16 protein-coding genes are annotated in these 17783 nt (G+C 75.4%); 13 read left to right on the top strand and 3 right to left on the bottom strand.

Annotation, left to right across the window (positions count from 1 at the left end):
- Window positions 1–138: 138 nt before the first annotated feature.
- The 9 genes from ABD358_RS22605 (at window position 139) to argF (ending at window position 10443) form a co-directional block, all read left to right on the top strand.
- Window positions 139–600, top strand: coding sequence for a nucleotide pyrophosphohydrolase (locus tag ABD358_RS22605; protein WP_344632950.1), 462 nt, complete (start codon window positions 139–141; stop codon window positions 598–600).
- A 109-nt stretch (window positions 601–709) separates the two neighbouring features.
- Window positions 710–1276: a DUF6099 family protein gene (locus ABD358_RS22600; protein WP_344632949.1), complete on the top strand. Its 567-nt coding sequence runs from the start codon at window positions 710–712 to the stop codon at window positions 1274–1276.
- Between the two features lie 5 nt (window positions 1277–1281).
- Window positions 1282–2205, top strand: a complete 924-nt coding sequence (locus ABD358_RS22595) for an LLM class F420-dependent oxidoreductase (protein WP_344632948.1) — start codon at window positions 1282–1284, stop codon at window positions 2203–2205.
- A 15-nt stretch (window positions 2206–2220) separates the two neighbouring features.
- On the top strand, window positions 2221–3150 hold the full coding sequence (gene mmuM, locus ABD358_RS22590; protein ID WP_344632947.1) for a homocysteine S-methyltransferase: 930 nt from the start codon (window positions 2221–2223) through the stop codon (window positions 3148–3150).
- A 411-nt stretch (window positions 3151–3561) separates the two neighbouring features.
- Window positions 3562–3765, top strand: a complete 204-nt coding sequence (locus ABD358_RS22585; protein ID WP_344632946.1) for a hypothetical protein — start codon at window positions 3562–3564, stop codon at window positions 3763–3765.
- A 60-nt stretch (window positions 3766–3825) separates the two neighbouring features.
- Window positions 3826–5313, top strand: a complete 1488-nt coding sequence (locus ABD358_RS22580; RefSeq protein ID WP_344632945.1) for a 3' terminal RNA ribose 2'-O-methyltransferase Hen1 — start codon at window positions 3826–3828, stop codon at window positions 5311–5313.
- Complete coding sequence (locus tag ABD358_RS22575) at window positions 5310–7934, top strand: polynucleotide kinase-phosphatase (protein ID WP_344632944.1); 2625 nt, start codon at window positions 5310–5312, stop codon at window positions 7932–7934. Before ABD358_RS22580 ends, ABD358_RS22575 begins: the two co-directional genes overlap by 4 nt.
- A gap of 93 nt (window positions 7935–8027) precedes the next feature.
- Entirely contained in the window at window positions 8028–9257 is a 1230-nt protein-coding gene (locus tag ABD358_RS22570) for an arginine deiminase (RefSeq protein ID WP_344632943.1), read from the top strand.
- 181 nt (window positions 9258–9438) lie between these two features.
- The gene (argF, locus tag ABD358_RS22565; RefSeq protein WP_344632942.1) at window positions 9439–10443 is read left to right on the top strand and encodes an ornithine carbamoyltransferase; all 1005 of its coding nucleotides are present in this window, start codon (window positions 9439–9441) and stop codon (window positions 10441–10443) included.
- A gap of 84 nt (window positions 10444–10527) precedes the next feature.
- Here argF and ABD358_RS22560 read toward each other — a convergent pair whose 3' ends face one another.
- From ABD358_RS22560 to ABD358_RS22550, 3 genes are read right to left on the bottom strand one after another with little or no spacing between them, the layout of a single operon-like run.
- Window positions 10528–11493, bottom strand: coding sequence for a hypothetical protein (locus ABD358_RS22560; RefSeq protein WP_344632941.1), 966 nt, complete (start codon window positions 11491–11493; stop codon window positions 10528–10530).
- Window positions 11494–11540: 47 nt separating this feature from the next.
- Window positions 11541–12341 carry an isocitrate lyase/PEP mutase family protein gene (locus ABD358_RS22555; RefSeq protein ID WP_344632940.1) on the bottom strand — a complete coding sequence of 267 codons (801 nt, stop codon included), beginning with the start codon at window positions 12339–12341 and terminating at the stop codon, window positions 11541–11543.
- Window positions 12335–13111 carry an ArsR/SmtB family transcription factor gene (locus tag ABD358_RS22550; protein WP_344632939.1) on the bottom strand — a complete coding sequence of 259 codons (777 nt, stop codon included), beginning with the start codon at window positions 13109–13111 and terminating at the stop codon, window positions 12335–12337. Before ABD358_RS22550 ends, ABD358_RS22555 begins: the two co-directional genes overlap by 7 nt.
- 173 nt (window positions 13112–13284) lie before the next feature.
- Here ABD358_RS22550 and ABD358_RS22545 point away from each other — a divergent pair, with 173 nt between their 5' ends.
- From ABD358_RS22545 to ABD358_RS22530, 4 genes are all read left to right on the top strand, one after another.
- Window positions 13285–13746 carry a hypothetical protein gene (locus tag ABD358_RS22545; RefSeq protein ID WP_344632938.1) on the top strand — a complete coding sequence of 154 codons (462 nt, stop codon included), beginning with the start codon at window positions 13285–13287 and terminating at the stop codon, window positions 13744–13746.
- 104 nt (window positions 13747–13850) lie between these two features.
- Complete coding sequence (locus tag ABD358_RS22540) at window positions 13851–14552, top strand: response regulator transcription factor (RefSeq protein ID WP_344632937.1); 702 nt, start codon at window positions 13851–13853, stop codon at window positions 14550–14552.
- Window positions 14549–15943: a sensor histidine kinase gene (locus tag ABD358_RS22535; RefSeq protein WP_344632936.1), complete on the top strand. Its 1395-nt coding sequence runs from the start codon at window positions 14549–14551 to the stop codon at window positions 15941–15943. The genes ABD358_RS22540 and ABD358_RS22535 overlap by 4 nt, the downstream gene beginning before the upstream one ends.
- A gap of 192 nt (window positions 15944–16135) precedes the next feature.
- Window positions 16136–17716 (top strand): CAP domain-containing protein, encoded by a 1581-nt coding sequence (locus ABD358_RS22530; protein ID WP_344632935.1) that lies wholly within the window; start codon window positions 16136–16138, stop codon window positions 17714–17716.
- Window positions 17717–17783: the final 67 nt, after the last annotated feature.

The raw sequence follows: 17783 nt of genomic DNA, 5'->3' as shown, positions 1-17783 counted from the left end.
GCACCGCGGGCGCGGACCGGACGGCGCGTACCGCGCTGCCCGCGGGACGGCGGCGGAGGTGCGGGCAGGGTCCGACCCGGAGCCGCCCCGCCGGACGCCGTGCGCGGGCGGCGGGGTGCGGCTGGTAGACCTGAGCGCATGAGTGCGGAACGGGACGGCGAGGGCGGCGGCGCGCGGGGCGGCGGCGGGCGCGGGGGCGGACGGCCCGCCGGGCGGGTGGGCGAACTCCAGGGCCGGCTGGCCGAGTTCGCCGCGGCACGGCGCTGGGAGCCGTACCACACCCCGAAGAACCTGGCGATGGCGCTGGCCGTGGAGGCCTCGGAGCTGGTCGAGGTCTTCCAGTGGCTGACTCCGGAGGAGTCGGCGCGGGTGATGGGCGACCCGGACACGGCGGCCCGGGTGGAGGACGAGGTCGCCGACGTCCTCGCCTACCTGCTGCAGTTCTGCGAGGTGCTGGGGATCGACGCGCTGGAGGCGCTGGCCGCGAAGATCGACCGCAACGAGCGGCGTTTCCCGGTGCCCGGGGCGGGCGGGGGAACCGGCGAGACGGACGGTCCCGGGGGAGGGGACGGACGGGCCAATCGTCACTCTGCGGAGTGATGGCGTTCTCCACAGTGCCGATTTTCTCCACAGTTTTCCCGAAACCCCTAGCCAGACGGCGAGATGGGTATCACTCTGGGTAGCGGGGAGTCACGGAGGGAAAAGGTGGATGGATGCGGTACCACTCATTGAGGACACGCGACAGGCGCTCGCCGGCAGTAAGGAGGCCTCTGACGTCGTTACCGAGGCGTGGCAGGCGCAGGCGCTCGCGGAGGCGGTAGGCGGCCATCTGGTCGTGAGCGGCCCGCCGGAGGTGAGAGCCCAGGCCGGCGGCCTGCGCGAGGCGAGCGGACGGGCCTGCGGTTCGCTGCGCGGCCCGGGGCAGCGGACGGACGGGGCCCGCGCCGCCCGCCTGACGGAGGTCCGCGACCCGCTCGCCGCCCTCCACGACCTCGGCGGGCTGCTGGACGAGGCCGGGGGCGCGCTGGTGAGGGTGGCGGTCGGGGCCGAGGAGGAAGGGCTCTACTGGCGGTGCATAGAGGGCATCGACGCCGCCGACGAGTGCGGCGACCGGGTGGCGGAGATCCTCAGACGGCTCGCCGACCGGCCGCCGTCCGCCCCCGGGCCCCGCGCTCCGGGGCCCCGCGCGCCCGGGCGCGGACATCCGGCCGGACCCGGCCTCCGGGCCGGGTCCGGCCGGCGGTGCGGGGGAAGGCGAGGTGACGGTGCAGGATAGAGGCCATGGATCTGCGTATCTTCACCGAACCCCAGCAGGGCGCCTCCTACGACACCCTCCTCAAGGTCGCCAAGGCCACCGAGGATCTCGGCTTCGACGCCTTCTTCCGTTCCGACCACTATCTGCGCATGGGCGACGGCGACCCGATGCCCGGCCCCACGGACGCCTGGACGACCCTGGCCGGCCTGGCCCGTGAGACCCGGCGCATCCGGCTCGGCACCCTGATGACCTCGGCCACCTTCCGGCTGCCCGGCATCCTGGCCATCCAGGTCGCGCAGGTGGACGCCATGTCCGGCGGACGCGTCGAGCTGGGTCTGGGCGCCGGCTGGTTCGAGGCCGAGCACACCGCGTACGGCATCCCCTTCCCCAAGGAGAAGTTCGCGCGGCTGGAGGAGCAGCTGGAGATCATCACCGGGCTGTGGGAGACCGAGCCCGGCAAGAAGTTCAGCTACGAGGGCGTCCACTACCGGCTGACCGACTCGCCCGCACTGCCCAAGCCCGCCCAGAAGAAGGTGCCGGTGCTCATCGGCGGCCACGGCGCCAAGCGCACCCCCGCCCTGGCCGCGCGGTTCGCCGACGAGTTCAACATCCCCTTCGCCTCCATCGAGGACAGCGAGCGGCAGTTCGGCCGGGTGCGGGAGGCCGCCGAGGCCCATGGCCGCTCGGCCGGCGACCTGGTCTACTCCAACGCCCTGGTCGTCTGCGTGGGCCGGGACGACGCCGAGGTGGCGCGCCGCGCCGCGGCCATCGGCCGCGAGGTGGAGGAGCTGAAGGAGAACGGCCTCGCCGGCTCCCCGGCCGAGGTCGTCGACAAGATCGGCCGCTACGCCGAGATCGGGTCCTCCCGGATCTACCTGCAGGTCCTGGACCTCGACGACCTCGACCACCTGGAGCTGATCTCCTCCCAGGTGCAGAGCCAGCTCTCCTAGCACCGCGAGGCCGCCGTGAGCATCCCGTCCGCGCCCCCGCTCGCCGACGCCCTGGAGCGCGGCCCGCTCGTCCTCGACGGCGGGCTGTCCAACCAGCTCCAGGCGCAGGGCTGCGACCTGTCCGACGAGCTGTGGTCGGCCCGGCTGCTCGCCGACGACCCCGCACAGGTCCAGGCGGCCCACGCCGCCTACCTGCGGGCGGGGGCACGGGTGCTCATCACCGGCAGCTACCAGGCGTCCCACCCCGGCTTCGCCCGGCGCGGCCTGAGCCGGGCGGAGACCGACGCCCTGCTGCGGCGCAGCGTGGCCCTGGCCCGCGCGGCGGCCGCCGCCGTCGCACCGGGGGAGCCGGTGTGGGTGGCCGCCTCGGTCGGCCCGTACGGGGCGGTGCTCGCCGACGGCAGCGAGTACCGCGGCCGGTACGGGCTGAGCGTGGCCGAGCTGGAACGCTTCCACCGCCCCCGGATCGAGGCCCTGGCCGCGGCCGGCCCGGACGTCCTGGCGCTGGAGACCGTGCCGGACGCCGACGAGGCCGAGGCCCTGCTGCGGGCCGCGGCCGGCTGCGGGGTGCCCGTGTGGCTGTCGTACACCGTCGCCGCCGGGCGCACCCGCGCCGGCCAGCCGCTCCCGGAGGCCTTCGCCGTCGCCGCCGGGAACGAGCAGGTGATCGCGGTCGGCGTCAACTGCTGCGATCCGCGCGACGCGGGGGAGGCCGTACGCCAGGCGGTGTGGGTCACCGGGAAACCCGCGGTCGCCTACCCCAACAGCGGCGAACGCTGGAACGCCCGGCGCGGCGCCTGGGAGGGGGAGACGCTCTTCGACCCGGCCGAGGCGCACGCCTGGCTGCGGGACGGCGCCCGCCTCGTCGGCGGCTGCTGCCGGGTCGGCCCGGAGGAGATCGCACGGCTGGCGCGTGAACTGGGGACGGCGGGCCGGGCTCCCTGACGGACCGGACTCCCCGGATGGACCGGACGCCCCGGGTGGGCCGGACGCCCCGACAAGCCGTGTCCGGCCCACCCGGGCACGGACCCGCGGCGTACCCTGGCGCGCCCAACTCCCCGGTCCTAGACTGCACTTGGCGGGTCCTGCCGACCCGCACGGGCCTGACGCCCCGCACGGGGAGCCAGGCGGACCGGCCCGGCCTGCGGTCCCGGCGAGTCCTACGACAGCCGGACCGGACGCAGCAGGCCGCACCACGGGGCCGGCGACCCCGGCGAGATCTCGGACCGGTGAACGACCGGCCCGGGCCGGGACATGCGCGCATGCGTCGGCGCGGGGGGCTCGACCCAACCGGAAGATCCGGACCGAGGCCGCCCCGCGCCCCGATCCGGACGCGGACACGAAAGGCAGGGATCGGTGGACGCGACCGTCGTCATCGCCGTTCTCGCCGTCACCGGCGTGCTGTCCGTCCTGCTCTCCGCCGTCAAGGGCCTGCTGGACCAGCTTCCCGAAGTGATCGACTCCGCCGGCCGGGCCCGCGACGCCTGGCGCCGCTTCAGAGGGGCCGGCGACCCGCGGCCCCTGGCGGAGCGGAACGACGGGCCGCCCGCGGCCGGATAGCCGCGGCGGCACCGGAAAACCGGTGGGCACGTCCGTTCCCACCGGGACATACTCGCTCGGGTGTTCCTGACGATGACCACCACCGGCAGCGCCGAGCGGCCCGCCACCGACCTCGGGTACCTGCTGCACAAGCACCCCGGCCGGGCGCAGGAGTTCTCCACCTCCCACGGCACCGCGCACGTCTTCTACCCCGAGGCGGGGCAGGAGCGCTGCACGGCGGCGCTCCTGCTGGAGATCGACCCCGTCGCGCTGGTCCGCCGCGGCCGGGGAAGGGGACGCGGCGGCGCGCCCGACTCCGCGCTGGCCCAGTACGTCAACGACCGCCCCTACGCCGCCTCCTCGCTGCTGGCGGTGGCCCTGGGCGCGGTGTTCTCCAGCGCCCTCAAGGGCCAGTGCAGGGCCCGGCCCGAACTGGCCGGGCGGGCACTGCCGCTGCGGATCGAGGTGCCCGCGCTGCCCGCCCGCGGCGGCGCCGACCTGGTGCGCCGGCTCTTCGAACCGCTGGGCTGGACGGTGGAGGCTGAACCGGTGCCGCTGGACGCGCGCTTCCCCGACTGGGGCGACTCCCGCTACGTGTCGCTGGTCCTCGACGGCGAGGCGCGGCTGGCCGACGCGCTGCGCCACCTGTACGTCCTGCTGCCGGTGCTGGACGACGCCAAGCACTACTGGGTCGCCCCCGACGAGGTGGACAAGCTGCTGCGCGCCGGGGAGGGCTGGCTGGAGCACCACCCCGAGCAGAGGCTGATCACCACCCGCTACCTGACGCGCCGCCACCGCCTCACCCGCGACGCCCTGGAACGCCTGGAGCTCGCCCGGCTCGCCGAGGCCGACGGCAGCGAGGCCGAGGAACTGGACAACGCCGTCGACGAGGACGCCGACACCGAGGAGCGCCCCGCTCCGCTGGCGGTCCTGCGCCGGGAGGCGATCACCGCCGCGCTCCGCGAGGCCGGCGCCGCCCGCGTGCTCGACCTGGGCTGCGGGCAGGGGCAGCTGGTGCAGGCGCTGCTCGGGGACGCCCGGTTCACCGAGGTGGTGGGCGTGGACGTCTCGACGCGGGCCCTGCAGACGGCCGGGCGGAGGCTGCGCCTGGAGCGGATGTCCGAGCGGCAGGCGGCGCGCGTCACCCTCGTCCAGGGCTCCCTGACGTACACCGACCCCCGGCTGAACGGGTACGACGCCGCGGTGCTCAGCGAGGTTATCGAGCACATCGACCCGCCGCGGCTGCCGGCGGCCGAGCACGCGGTCTTCGGCGCGGCCCGGCCGGGGACGGTCGTCGTCACCACGCCCAACGCCGAGTACAACGTGCGCTGGGAGACCCTGCCGGCGGGCCGCGTCCGCCACCCCGACCACCGCTTCGAGTGGACGCGCGGCGAGTTCCGCGCATGGGCCGGGAAGGTCGCCGAACGGTACGGGTACGCCGTGGAGTTCCGGCCCGTCGGGGACGACGACCCGGAGGTCGGCCCGCCCACCCAGCTCGCCCTGTTCACCCTCGCCCGGGCCCCGGAGGGGGCCCCGCCCGCACCGGCCACCAAGGAGGCAGCCGCATGACGGACCGCACGACGGCTCCCCCGGCGGCGCCCGCGGGGACCCCCGCCGCACCCGCCGCGAGGACCCTCGCGGTGCCCGACCTGTCCCTCGTCGTACTGGTCGGCACCACCGGGGCGGGCAAGTCCACCTTCGCCCGGCGCCACTTCAAGCCCACCCAGGTCGTCTCCTCCGACTTCTGCCGCGGCCTGGTCGCCGACGACGAGAACGACCAGAGCGCCACCGGCGACGCCTTCGACGTCCTCCACTACATCGCCGGCAAGCGGCTGGCCGCCGGACGCCTGACCGTCGTCGACGCCACCAACGTCCAGACCGAGGCCCGCCGGCAGCTGGTGAGGCTGGCCCGCGAGCACGACGTGCTGCCCGTGGCGATCGTCCTCGACGTGCCCGAGCGGGTCTGCGCCGAACGCAACGCCGCCCGCCCCGACCGCGCGGACATGCCCGCCCACGTCATCCCGCGCCAGCGGCGCGAACTGCGCCGCTCCCTGCGCTCCCTGGAGCGCGAGGGGTTCCGCAAGGTGCACGTCCTGCGCGGCGTGGAGGAGGTGGAGGCCGCCCGGATCGAACTGGAGCGCCGCTACAACGACCTGCGCCACCTCACCGGCCCGTTCGACATCGTCGGCGACGTCCACGGCTGCCGCGCCGAACTGGAGGCCCTGCTGGGGAAGCTGGGCTACACCGTCGAGCGCGACGCGGCAGGCCGCCCGGTGGACGCCTTCCACCCGGACGGCCGCACCGCCGTCTTCGTCGGCGACCTCGTCGACCGCGGACCGGACAGCCCCGGCGTGCTGCGGCTGGTGATGGGCATGGTCGCCGCCGGGCACGCCCTGTGCGTCCCCGGCAACCACGAGAACAAGCTCGGCCGGTACCTCAGGGGGAAGGGCGTCCAGCGCACCCACGGGCTGGCCGAGACCATCGAGCAGCTTCAGAGGGAGGCCGACGCCGACCCGGAGTTCCCCGCCCGGGTGGCCGCGTTCGTCGACTCCCTGGTCAGCCACTACGTGCTCGACGGCGGCGCGCTGGTCGTCTGCCACGCCGGGCTGCCCGAGAAGTACCACGGCCGCACCTCCGGCCGGGTCCGCTCCCACGCCCTGTACGGCGACACCACCGGCGAGACCGACGAGTTCGGCCTGCCCGTGCGCTACCCGTGGGCCGAGGACTACCGGGGCCGGGCGGCCGTGGTCTACGGCCACACGCCCACCCCCCGCGCGACCTGGCTGAACAACACCATCTGCCTGGACACCGGCTGCGTCTTCGGCGGCTCCCTGACCGCCCTGCGCTGGCCCGAGCGCGAACTGGTCGACACCCCCGCCGAGCGGGTCTGGTACGAGCCGGTGAGGCCGCTGGCCGGCGACGCGCCCGGCGGACGCGAGGGGAGGCCCCTCGCCCTGGCCGACGTCCACGGCCGCCGCGTGGTGGAGACCCGCCACGCCGGCCGCGTCGCCGTGCGCGAGGAGAACGCCGCCGCCGCGCTGGAGGTGATGAGCCGCTTCGCGATCGACCCCCGGCTGCTGCCCTACCTGCCGCCGACGATGGCGCCCTGCGCCACCTCGGGGCTGGAGGGGTACCTGGAGCACCCGGCCGAGGCGTTCGCCGAGTACCGCGCCGCCGGCGTGGAGAAGGTGGTGTGCGAGGAGAAGCACATGGGCTCCCGCGCCGTCGTCCTGGTCTGCCGCGACGCGGACACGGCGGCCGAGCGGTTCGGCGCGGCCGGCGGGGAGACGGGCTCGCTCTACACCCGCACCGGGCGGCCATTCTTCGACGACCGGGCCCTCACCGAGCAGGTCCTCGCCCGTGTCCGCGCCGCCGCCGACGCCGCCGGACTGTGGGAGGAGCTGGACACCGACTGGCTGCTGCTGGACGCCGAGCTGCTGCCCTGGTCGCTGAAGTCGGCCGGGCTGCTGCGCCGCCAGTACGCCGCGGTCGGCGCCGCGGCCGGGGCTGTCCTCCCGGGCGCGCTGGCCGCGCTGGAGGCCGCGGCGGGACGCGGGCTGCCCGTGGACGGGCTGCTGGCGCGGCAGCGGGAGCGCGCGGCGGACGCGGCGGCGTTCACCGAGGCGTACGGCCGGTACTGCCGCCCGGTGGACGGGCTCGACGGCGTCGAGCTCGCACCGTTCCAGATCCTGGCGGTGCGCGGCCGCAGCCTGGCCGCCGTCCCGCACGACACCCAGCTGGCCTGGCTGGACCGGCTCGTCGCGGCCGATGCCACCGGGCTGCTGCGGAGCACCGGCCGCCTGGTCGTCGACACCGGCGACGAGGCGTCCGTCGCCGCCGGCACCGACTGGTGGCTGGAGCTGACGGAGGCCGGGGGCGAGGGCATGGTCGTCAAGCCGCTGGGCGCGCTGGTGCGCGGCGCGGACGGGCGGCCGGTCCAGCCGGGGGTGAAGTGCCGGGGCCGCGAGTACCTGCGGATCGTCTACGGCCCGGAGTACCTCCGCGAGGAGAACCTGCGGCGGCTGCGGGTGCGCCACCTGGGCCACAAGCGGTCGCTCGCCCTGCGGGAGTACGCGCTCGGCCTGGAGGCGCTGGACCGGCTGGCCGGCGGCGAGCCGCTGTGGCGCGTCCACGAGGCGGTCTTCGCCGTCCTGGCCCTGGAGTCGGAGCCGGTCGACCCCCGGCTGTGACAGGCCGGGGCGCCGGCCGGCGTACACCCGTCCGGAGCCCGTCACAGGGCTCCGGACGGGTGTACCGGGCGGTGGCGCGGTGAGGATGGAGGCATGGGATTCCACGTCGACTCCGAGACCGGGCGGCTGCGCCGCGTCATCCTGCACCGTCCCGACCTGGAGCTGAAACGGCTCACCCCGTCCAACCGGGACGACCTGCTCTTCGACGACGTGCTGTGGGTGCGGCGGGCACGCCAGGAGCACGACGGCTTCGCCGACGTGCTGCGCGACCGCGGCGTGGAGGTCCACCTCTTCGGCGACCTGCTGGCGGAGACCCTGGAGATCCCCGCCGCCCGTTCCTTCGTCCTGGACCGGACCTTCCACGAGAAGGAGTACGGGCCGCTGGCCGCCGACCACCTGCGCGCCGTCTTCGACGGGATGTCCGGGAGCGAGCTCGCCGAGGCGCTGGTGGGCGGCATGACCAAACGGGAGTACCTGGAGCGGCACCCGGAGCCGGTCTCCGTCCGCTTCCACGTGATGGACCTGGACGACTTCCTGGTCGCCCCCCTGCCCAACCACATGTTCACCCGCGACACCTCCGCCTGGATCTACGACGGGGTGGCCATCAACGCCATGCGCTGGCCCGCCCGCCAGCGCGAGACCGTCCACTTCCAGGCCATCTACCGCCACCACCCCCTGTTCGCCTCCACCGGCCGCGGCTTCCGCGTCTGGGCCGAGGGGCAGGGCGCCTATCCCTCCACCATCGAGGGCGGGGACGTCCTGGTGATCGGCAACGGGGCGGTCCTCATCGGCATGAGCGAGCGAACCACCCCGCAGGCGGTGGAGACGCTCGCCCGCGGCCTGTTCGCGGCGGGCTCGGCCCGGACGATCGTGGCCCTGGACATGCCCAAGAGCCGTGCCCTCATGCACCTGGACACGGTGATGACGATGGTCGACGGCGACACCTTCACCCAGTACGCGGGTCTGGGCATGCTGCGCTCCTACACCATCGAGCCGGGCGCGGCGGAGACGGAGCTGAAGGTCACCGACCATCCCCCCGAGCACATGTACCGGGCGATCGCCGCCGCGCTCGGCCTGGACGGCATCCGCGTCCTCACCGCCACCCAGGACGTGCACGCCGCCGAGCGGGAGCAGTGGGACGACGGCTGCAACGTGCTGGCCGTGGAGCCGGGCGTCGTCATCGCCTACGAGCGCAACGTCACCACCAACACGCACCTGCGCAGGAACGGGATCGAGGTCATCACCGTGCCCGGCAGCGAGCTGGGCCGGGGCCGGGGCGGACCGCGCTGCATGAGCTGCCCGATCGAGCGGGACGCGGTGTGACGGGACGCGGTGCGGCGGGTCACGGTCGGGCGGGTCACGGCAGGGCCCGGGCGCGGCAGGGCCCGGTGCCGCGGGGACGCCGGGGGATGCCGGAGATACGACACCCGGACGCATAGTGATGCGATTCCTCGTATAGACTTCCGTTTCTTCCGCCGTACCCGACAGTCTGCTAGGAGCCCCCATGGCGATCGATCTCACGGGCCGCCACTTCCTCAAGGAGCTGGACTTCACCCCCGAGGAGTTCCGCGGCCTGGTCGGCCTGGCCGCCGAACTGAAGGCGGCCCGGAAGACGGGCACCGAGGAGCAGCGGCTGCGCGGCAGGAACATCGCGCTGATCTTCGAGAAGACCTCCACCCGCACCCGCTGCGCCTTCGAGGTCGCCGCCGCCCAGCAGGGCGCCCACACCACCTACCTGGACCCGGCCGGCTCCCAGATCGGCCACAAGGAGTCGGTCAGGGACACCGCCCGGGTGCTGGGGCGGATGTACGACGCCATCGAGTACCGCGGCAGCGGCCAGGAGACCGTCGAGGAGCTGGCCGCCCACGCCGGGGTCCCCGTCTACAACGGGCTCACCGACCAGTGGCACCCCACCCAGATGCTCGCCGACGTGCTCACCATGACCGAGCACAGCGACAAGCCCCTGACCGGGATCGCCTACGCCTACCTCGGCGACGCCCGCAACAACATGGGCAACTCCTACCTCGTCACCGGCGCCCTGCTGGGCATGGACGTCCGCATCGCCGCGCCCCGGAGCCTGTGGCCCGAGGAGAGCGTGATCGCCGAGGCCCGCGCCCTGGCCGAGCGCACCGGCGCCCGCGTCACCCTCACCGAGAAGATCGAGGAGGGCGTCCTCGGCGCGGACTTCGTCGCCACCGACGTGTGGGTGTCCATGGGAGAGCCCAAGGAGGTGTGGGAGGAGCGCATCGAGCTGCTGCGCCCGTACGCCGTCACCATGGACGTCCTGCGCGCCACCGGCAACCCCGACGTGCGGTTCCTCCACTGCCTGCCCGCCTTCCACGACCTGGGCACGGCCGTCGGCCGGGAGATCCACCAGCGGTACGGACTGGAGTCCCTGGAGGTGACGGACGAGGTGTTCGAGTCGGAGCACTCGGTCGTCTTCGACGAGGCCGAGAACCGCATGCACACCATCAAGGCCGTCATGGTCGCCACGCTCGCGGGGGCCTGACCCGCGCCGGCGGTTCCCCCGTGCCGCGCGGTGCCGTCCGGAGGGGAGACGGCACCGCGCGGCACCCGGCGGCGCCGGACGGGGTCACCGCCGCATCGGCAGTTCCACCAGGCCGGCGAGCTCGGCGTCGGTCGCCGGGCGGAGCGTGGACAGGACGTGCCGGGCCGCGGGCAGCCCGGCGGAGGAGTCCCCCGCCACGGTGTGGACCAGCCCGTCACGGCGCAGCACCAGCTCCCACCGCTCCAGGCCGTCCTCGTGGCCGTACCTCACCAGCAGCCGGCCCCCGCCGTCGTCCGCGCAGCGGACCGTCTCGCCGAGGGGCACGGGGCAGCCGCGCCGGTCGGTACGCCGGGTGTCGTGGCCGGCGCGCTCCACCGACAGGTGCAGCCCGGCCGCACCGGGCCGCGCGTACGAGGCCCCGAAGCCGTCCTCGCCCGCGCCCACGCCGTCCAGCGCGTAGCCGGGAGGAGGGTCGCCGACGCGCAGCAGGGCGCGGTCCACGCCGTTGGCGGCGATCCACTCGCCGAGGGAGGGCGTCCGGTTCGCGTCCCACACGACGTACGACCAGCCGCCCGCGAGGACGGCCGCCGCCGCCAGCGAGGCCGTCCGGGCCCGTGCGCCCGGCAGGGAGAACGCGGCGGCGAGTGCGTGGCAGGCGCCGCCGAAGGGGAACAGCAGGTGGTCGACCTCCAGCCCGCCCTGCCGCCGCGTCGCCAGCGCCGCCGCCACGGCCCCGATGACGCAGACCGTGCCGAACACGTGCACTCCCGCCGCCCACAGCCACCGCCCGCGCCGGTCCCGGGCGGACGGCGGGAACGGGCGGAAGGCCGCCCCGAGCACCACGAGCAGGGCCGTCCCCGGAACCGCCGTGACGACGAGGACGCCCCCGACGACGCCGGCGGCCTCACCGCACGTCCGAGGCTCGAAACCGCCGGCGAAGACCGCGACGAGCACCGCCTGGACCTGGAGGACGGTGAGGAGGCAGCCCGCGACGAAGACCGATGCCAGGCGGGCGGCCGCCGACCGCCGCGTTGCGTTGTCCGCGACCATGCCCCATGACCACGCGGCGGCGGCGCCCGCGGTTCCCGCCCGGGGCGTCAGTCCCCGTCCGCCCAGACGTCGGCCAGGGCACGGGCCCGGTCGTAGGAGGGCAGCTCCGGCGCTTCGGCCGACGGGTCGGCGATCGAGGCGGCCAGCCCCACGGCGTGCCGGAGGGCGGCGCGGAACAGCAGCGACCCCAGGCTGATCCGGGCCGCGCCCCACTCGGCCAGCCGCTCGTACGTGTGCCGCCCGGGGGAGAAGAGGACGTTCAGCGGCGCGTCCAGCTCGCCGGCCACCGCCCGGATGCCGTCCTCGTCGGCGAGGGCGGGCACGAAGACGCCGTCCGCCCCGGCCTCCCGGTACACGCGCGCCCGGCGCAGCGCGGCGGCCGCGGTGGGCTCGGCGGCGAGCCAGTGGGTGTCGGTGCGGGCGTTGACGAACAGCGCGGGCGCGGCCTCCTTCACGGCCGTGATCTTCTCCGCGTGCCGGGCCGGATCGGCGAGACGCCCGTCGGGCAGCCCGTCCTCCAGGTTCACCCCGGCCACCCCGGCCTCCGCCAACTCCCTCGCCAGTGCGGCCACTTCACCGGGGTCCTCGGCGAAGCCGCCCTCGATGTCGACGCTGACGGGCACCGGCAGCCGGGCCAGCCGCCGTCCGAGAGCCAGGGTCTCCTCCCGCGCGGCCCCCGCCGCGTCGGGCAGGCCCGCGGCGGCGGCCACCCCCAGGCTGGTGGTCCCCACGGCGGGGAAGCCGTGCGCGACCAGGGCGGCGGCCGAGGCGTGGTCCCAGGCGCAGGGCAGCAGCAGCGGGCGCTCGCCGCGGTGGAGCGCACGGAAGACGGCGGACGTGTTCACCATCGGTGGTCCTCCCCCCGTGCGGCGCCGGCCCCGCCGGCGAGCCCCGCCTCGTCCAGGCCCAGCAGGTCGCGCAGCGCTCGCCGGCCCTCGCCGGTGACCCGCAGGGCCCGCTGGGTGCCGATCCGTTCGCACCAGCCGGCGTCCAGGGCGTGGCGGCACAGCGCGGCCCCGGCCGCCCCGGCCAGGTGCGGGCGGCGTTCGGTCCAGTCCAGGCAGGCACGGGCCACCGGCCGGCGGCCGCCCGGCAGGGCCGTGAGGTCGATGCCGAGCGCGCCGAACCACCGCAGCCCGTCCCCGGTCACCGCGAACCCGGTGTCCTGCCGCACCAGGCCGCGCTCCAGCAGCGCGTCGGCGATCGCCACCCCCAGCCGCCCCGCCAGGTGGTCGTAGCAGGTGCGGGCCCGCGCCATCGCCGTGCTCGCGGAGGCCGTCCGCAGCGAGCGCGGGGCGGGCGGCGGACCGGCGTGCGCGGCCAGTTCCTCCACCAGCCGCGCGGCTGCCGGGCCGGCCAGCCGCACGTAGCGGTGCCGGCCCTGCCGCTCCTCGGCCAGCAGCCCCCCGGCCACCAGCCGGTCCAGGTGCCCGCTGGCCGTGGCCGGGGCGACGCCCGCCAGCCGGGCCAGTTCACCGGCCGTCCAGGCCCGGCCGTCCAGCAGGGCCAGGCAGAACTGCGCCCGGGTGTCGTCGGCGAGGAGCCCGGCGAGCCGGGCGAGCCGCGAGCCCGGGTGCTCGGGGCGGCGTGTGCGGTGGGCTGGGCCGGGGGAGTCCATGGCGTCCATCATGCGTCCCGGTCGTTTCGGCGGGCGCCGAAACGACCGGGACGGGCGCGCGCCTCGCGGGCCGTCCCGCCGGGCGGTCTCAGAGGGTCGACTGGCGGACGGACACGCTGTAGCCCGAGGACGGCGTCGCGGTGGCCGTGATCTGCGAACGGAAGGAGTCGCTGGTGAAGGTCACCGTCAGCCTCCGCGGATCGCCGCGCTCGGTCGACACGGTGAAGCCTCCGGCCGGCACGGCCGAGACGAGGCAGACCCCGTCGCCGAACCGCAGGGACGCCCGCCCCCCGGTGGTCCGGTACGTGCGCACCTGGGCGCCGGCCGCGCGGCAGCCGTCCCCGTCCCCGGCGTCGGTCGCGGTCGCGGACGGGGTCGGGGCCGGGGAGGGCCGGGCGGCGGGGGAGGCCGGCGCCTTCGGCGGAGGGGGCGGCGGGGACGGGCGCCGGGTGGCCGGCGGCATGGACGCGGGGGACCTGCTCGGCTCCGGACTCGCCACCGGCGACGAGACGACCGTCCCGGGGGTGTCACGGGCGACCGGCGGGGTGGGCCGGGTCGTCCCGACCACGAACTGGACGGTGAGGTTCACCGCCGTCACGCTGAGGGACGTGCACGACAGCCACAGCAGTACGTAGCGCAGGGAGCGGGGCACCGTCCCATGGTGCACGACCCCCCGCACGGGCCGTCGCCGGGGCGGAGGTTGCGGGTCCGGCGCGGGCACCCGTTACCGTCCCTGGCCATGGCATCGGTACTTCTGGTCGAGGACGACCCCGTGATACGGGCGAGACTGATCGACGTCCTCTCGCGCCACGACCACGTGGTGCGCAGCTCCCCCTACGGATTCGAGGCCCTGCGGGAGGTGACGCGGCAGCCGCCGGACGCGGTGGTGCTCGACCTCGGGCTGCCGGACCTCGACGGCGTCGACGTCCTGCGCATGCTGCGCAGCATCTCCCAGGTGCCGGTGCTGGTCGCCACCGCCCGCGACGACGAGGCCGAGATCATCCGACTGCTCAACGCAGGCGCCGACGACTACCTGGTCAAGCCGTTCTCGGGCGGGCAACTGGCGGCCCGGCTCGGGGCGGTGCTGCGCCGGGCCTCCGCCGCGGCCCACCCGGCCGCCCCGGTGGAGCCCCACGGCGGCGTGATCCGCGTGGGCGGCCTCGCGATCGACCGGGAGGCCCGGTCGGCCGTCCTCGACGGGAAGGAACTGCGCCTGACCCGGCGCGAGTTCGACCTGCTGGCCTACCTCGCCGAACGCGCGGACCGGGTGGTGCCGCGCCGCCGCGTCCTCGCCGACGTGTGGCGGCAGCCCTACGTCGAGGAACAGACCCTCGACGTCCACGTGTCCTCCCTGCGCCGCAAGCTCGGCGAGCGGGCACGCCGCCCCCGCTACCTGCACACCGTGCGGGGCGTGGGCATCAAGCTGGTGACGCCGGGATGAGACGGACACTGGCGGGGGTCGCGCTGGCCGTCACCTCCATGGTCGCGCTGTCCTTCCTGATCCCCCTGGCCCTGCTGGTGCGCTCCGAGGCCGAGTCCCGGGCGGTCACGGTGGCCGAGCAGCGGGCGGCGGCGCTGGCCCCCGTGCTCGCCCTGACCACCCGCCCCGACGACGTCCAGCAGGCCGTGAACGAACTCGACGGCGCCGGCCGGCTGAGCGTCCACCTCCCCGGCGGGCGCCTGATCGGCGCCGCGTACGCGCCCGCCGACGCGTGGCGGCGGGCGGCCCGGCAGCACAGGACCTTCGCCCTGGACACCCCGGACGGCTGGGTCTACCTCCAGCCGGTGGTCCTCACCAGGGACCGGGTGGCCGTGGTCGAGTCCTTCGTGCCCCGCGCCGAACTCGACCGGGGCGTGGTCACCTCCTGGGTGGTGATGTCGGTCCTGGCGCTGGGCCTGGTGGCGGGCTCGGTGCTGGTCGCCGACCGTCTGGGAGCGCGGGTCGTCCGCGCCTCGCGGGACCTCTCGGACGCCGCCAACGCCCTGGGCGAGGGCGACCTGAGGACGAGGGTGGACCCCAAGGGCCCTCCCGAACTGCAGGAGGCGGGAGCCGCCTTCAACTCCATGGCCGACCGCGTCATCGAACTGCTCGCCATGGAACGCGAACTGGTGGCCGACCTCTCGCACCGCCTCAGAACGCCCCTGACGGCGCTGCGCCTGGAGTCCGAGCGCGTCTCCACGGCACTGGGCCCCGACGACGCCGAACGCCTCGACGCGGCTATCACCCACCTGGAGGGCGAACTCGACTCGATCATCACCGCGGCGCGCGCCCCCCTGACGGGCGGCCCGGACCCGTCCGGTCCGGCGGTGCCGTGCGAGGCGTCGCGCGTGGTGTCCGCGCGGGTCGAGTTCTGGTCGGTCCTGGCCGCGCAGCAGGGCCGGGACTGCACGGTGACCGTGACGGACGAACCCACGCCCGTCCTGCTGCCCGAGGAGGACCTGGCGGCGGCCGTCGACGCCCTGGTCGGGAACGTCTTCCGGCACACCCCGGAGGGCACGGCCCTGGCAGTCGGCGTGGACCGCACGGCGCACGCGGTGGTGGTGACCGTGGACGACGCCGGCCCGGGCATCCCCGACCCGGGACGCGCCCTCGCCCGGGGGGAGAGCATCGGCGGCTCCACCGGCCTCGGCCTCGACATAGCGCACCGCGCCGCCGACACCGGCCGCGGCCGGCTGGAGATCGGCCGCGGCCCGCTGGGCGGGGCACGGGTGCGGATGGAACTGGAACTGGCCCCGGAGCGCGTCCCGCAGGGCCGGCGCGCCTCCCACGGGCGGCGGCGCAGGCACTGGCCCCTGTGGCTCCCCGGGGCGGTGAAGGGCGGCGGCCGCTGACCGCCCGGCCCCCTCCGGGGCCCGCCGGCCGGGGGCCCGCCACCCCCGGAGGGCGGCCCACCTTAGAGCTTCCTTAGCTGTTCCTCAGCGCACCCGCAAGATCGCTCACCCCGCTGACCAGGGCCGTTACGGTCCTCTCGGACGTCGCACCAGTGCGAGTCGGCAACGGAAGAACGGAGCGAATCTGTGAAGGTGAAGCAGCAGCGGGGTCGGCGGGCGCGCAGGCGGCCGATGCTCCTGAAGGCGGCCATCGGAGCCGCCGCCCTGTCCGTGGCCGCCGGCACGGTCGTCGCGCTGCAGCCCGAGGCGGACGCCATCCCCGCGCCTTCACTCCTCAGCGCGGCCCAGGCGAAGGCCCTCGCGCACCGGCTGGAGGCGAAGCTCGGCGACGAGGCGGCCGGGGCGTACTACGACCCCGCCACCAGGAAGCTGGTCGTCAACGTCGTCGACGGCGCCGACGCGGTGACGGTCCGCAAGGCGGGGGCCGTGGCGAAGGAGGTCGAGAGCACCTCCGAGGAGCTCGCCCGGGCCAAGTCGTCGCTGGACCGCACCACGCGCACCCCGGGCACCTCCTGGGCCGTGGACCCCCGCACCAACAAGGTGCTGGTCACGGCGGACTCGACCGTGACCGGAGCAGAGTGGCGCGCCCTGAAGAAGCGGGTCGGGGCGCTGGGCGACAGAGCGCGAATAGAGCGTGTGGACGGCGTCTTCAAGCCCTTCGTCGCCGGCGGGGACGCCATCACCTCCGGCGGCTCCCGCTGCTCGGCCGGGTTCAACGCCCGCAAGGGGGACGAGTTCTTCATCGTCACCGCGGGGCACTGCACGGACAAGGGCGCGACCTGGAACAGCGGGGGCTCCTCGCGGCAGCGGGTGGGAACGGCCGTGGAGAGCAGCTTCCCCGGCGACGACTACGCGGTGATCAAGTACGAGAACCCCGCGGTCCCCCACCCCGCCGCCGTGAACCTCTACGACGGCCGGACGCAGGAGATCAAGAGCGCCGGGCAGGCGTTCGTCGGCCAGAAGGTCCAGCGCAGCGGCAGCACCACGGGCCTCCACGGCGGCACCGTGACCGGTCTGAACGCCACGGTGAACTACCCGCAGGGCAGGGTCCACGGCCTCATCCGCACGAACGTGTGCGCCGAGCCCGGCGACAGCGGCGGAGCGCTCTTCGCCGGCGGCGTCGCCGTCGGCCTCACCTCGGGCGGCAACGGCGACTGCGACAACGGCGGCACCACCTTCTTCCAGCCCGTCACCGAGGTGCTGGAGAAGTTCGGCCTGACCGTCGACCTCGGAACGCGGGCGCCGGCGGACGGCGGCACCGACGCCCCGAAGCCGCCCGCGTCGGAGAAGCCCGCCGAGCCCACGCCCACGCCGGAGCCGGGCACCGGGAACACGGTCGCGCAGCGGGTGCTCGGGCTGGTCAACGCGGAGCGCGCGAAGGCCGGCTGCCGGCCGCTGACGCTGGACGCGAAGCTGACCGGCGCCGCCCAGAAGTACGCCGAGACCATGGGCGGCCGCGGCGTGCTGTCCCACACGGGCCCCGGCGGATCCACCATGGCCTCGCGGATCAACGAGGCCGGGTACTCCTGGTCCGCGCTGGCGGAGAACATCGCCCGGGGGCAGAAGACCCCGGAGCAGGTGATGAACTCGTGGATGAACAGCCCGGGCCACCGCGCGAACATCCTCAACTGCGCCTACCAGGACATCGGCATCGGGATGAGCGAGAAGCCGAAGGGCCCCTGGTGGGTCCAGAACTTCGGCAAGCGCCGCTGAGCCGCCCGCCCCGCACGGGGCGACGGGGGAAACGGAGGCCCGGCTCCTGGGGGAGCCGGGCCTCTGC

Origin of the sequence: Streptomyces glaucosporus, from assembly GCF_039533345.1 — a bacterium.
GTDB lineage: Bacteria > Actinomycetota > Actinomycetes > Streptomycetales > Streptomycetaceae > Streptomyces > Streptomyces glaucosporus.
The sequence above is the reverse complement of the archived record's forward strand: the minus strand, read 5'-3'. Positions and strand labels throughout refer to the sequence as shown.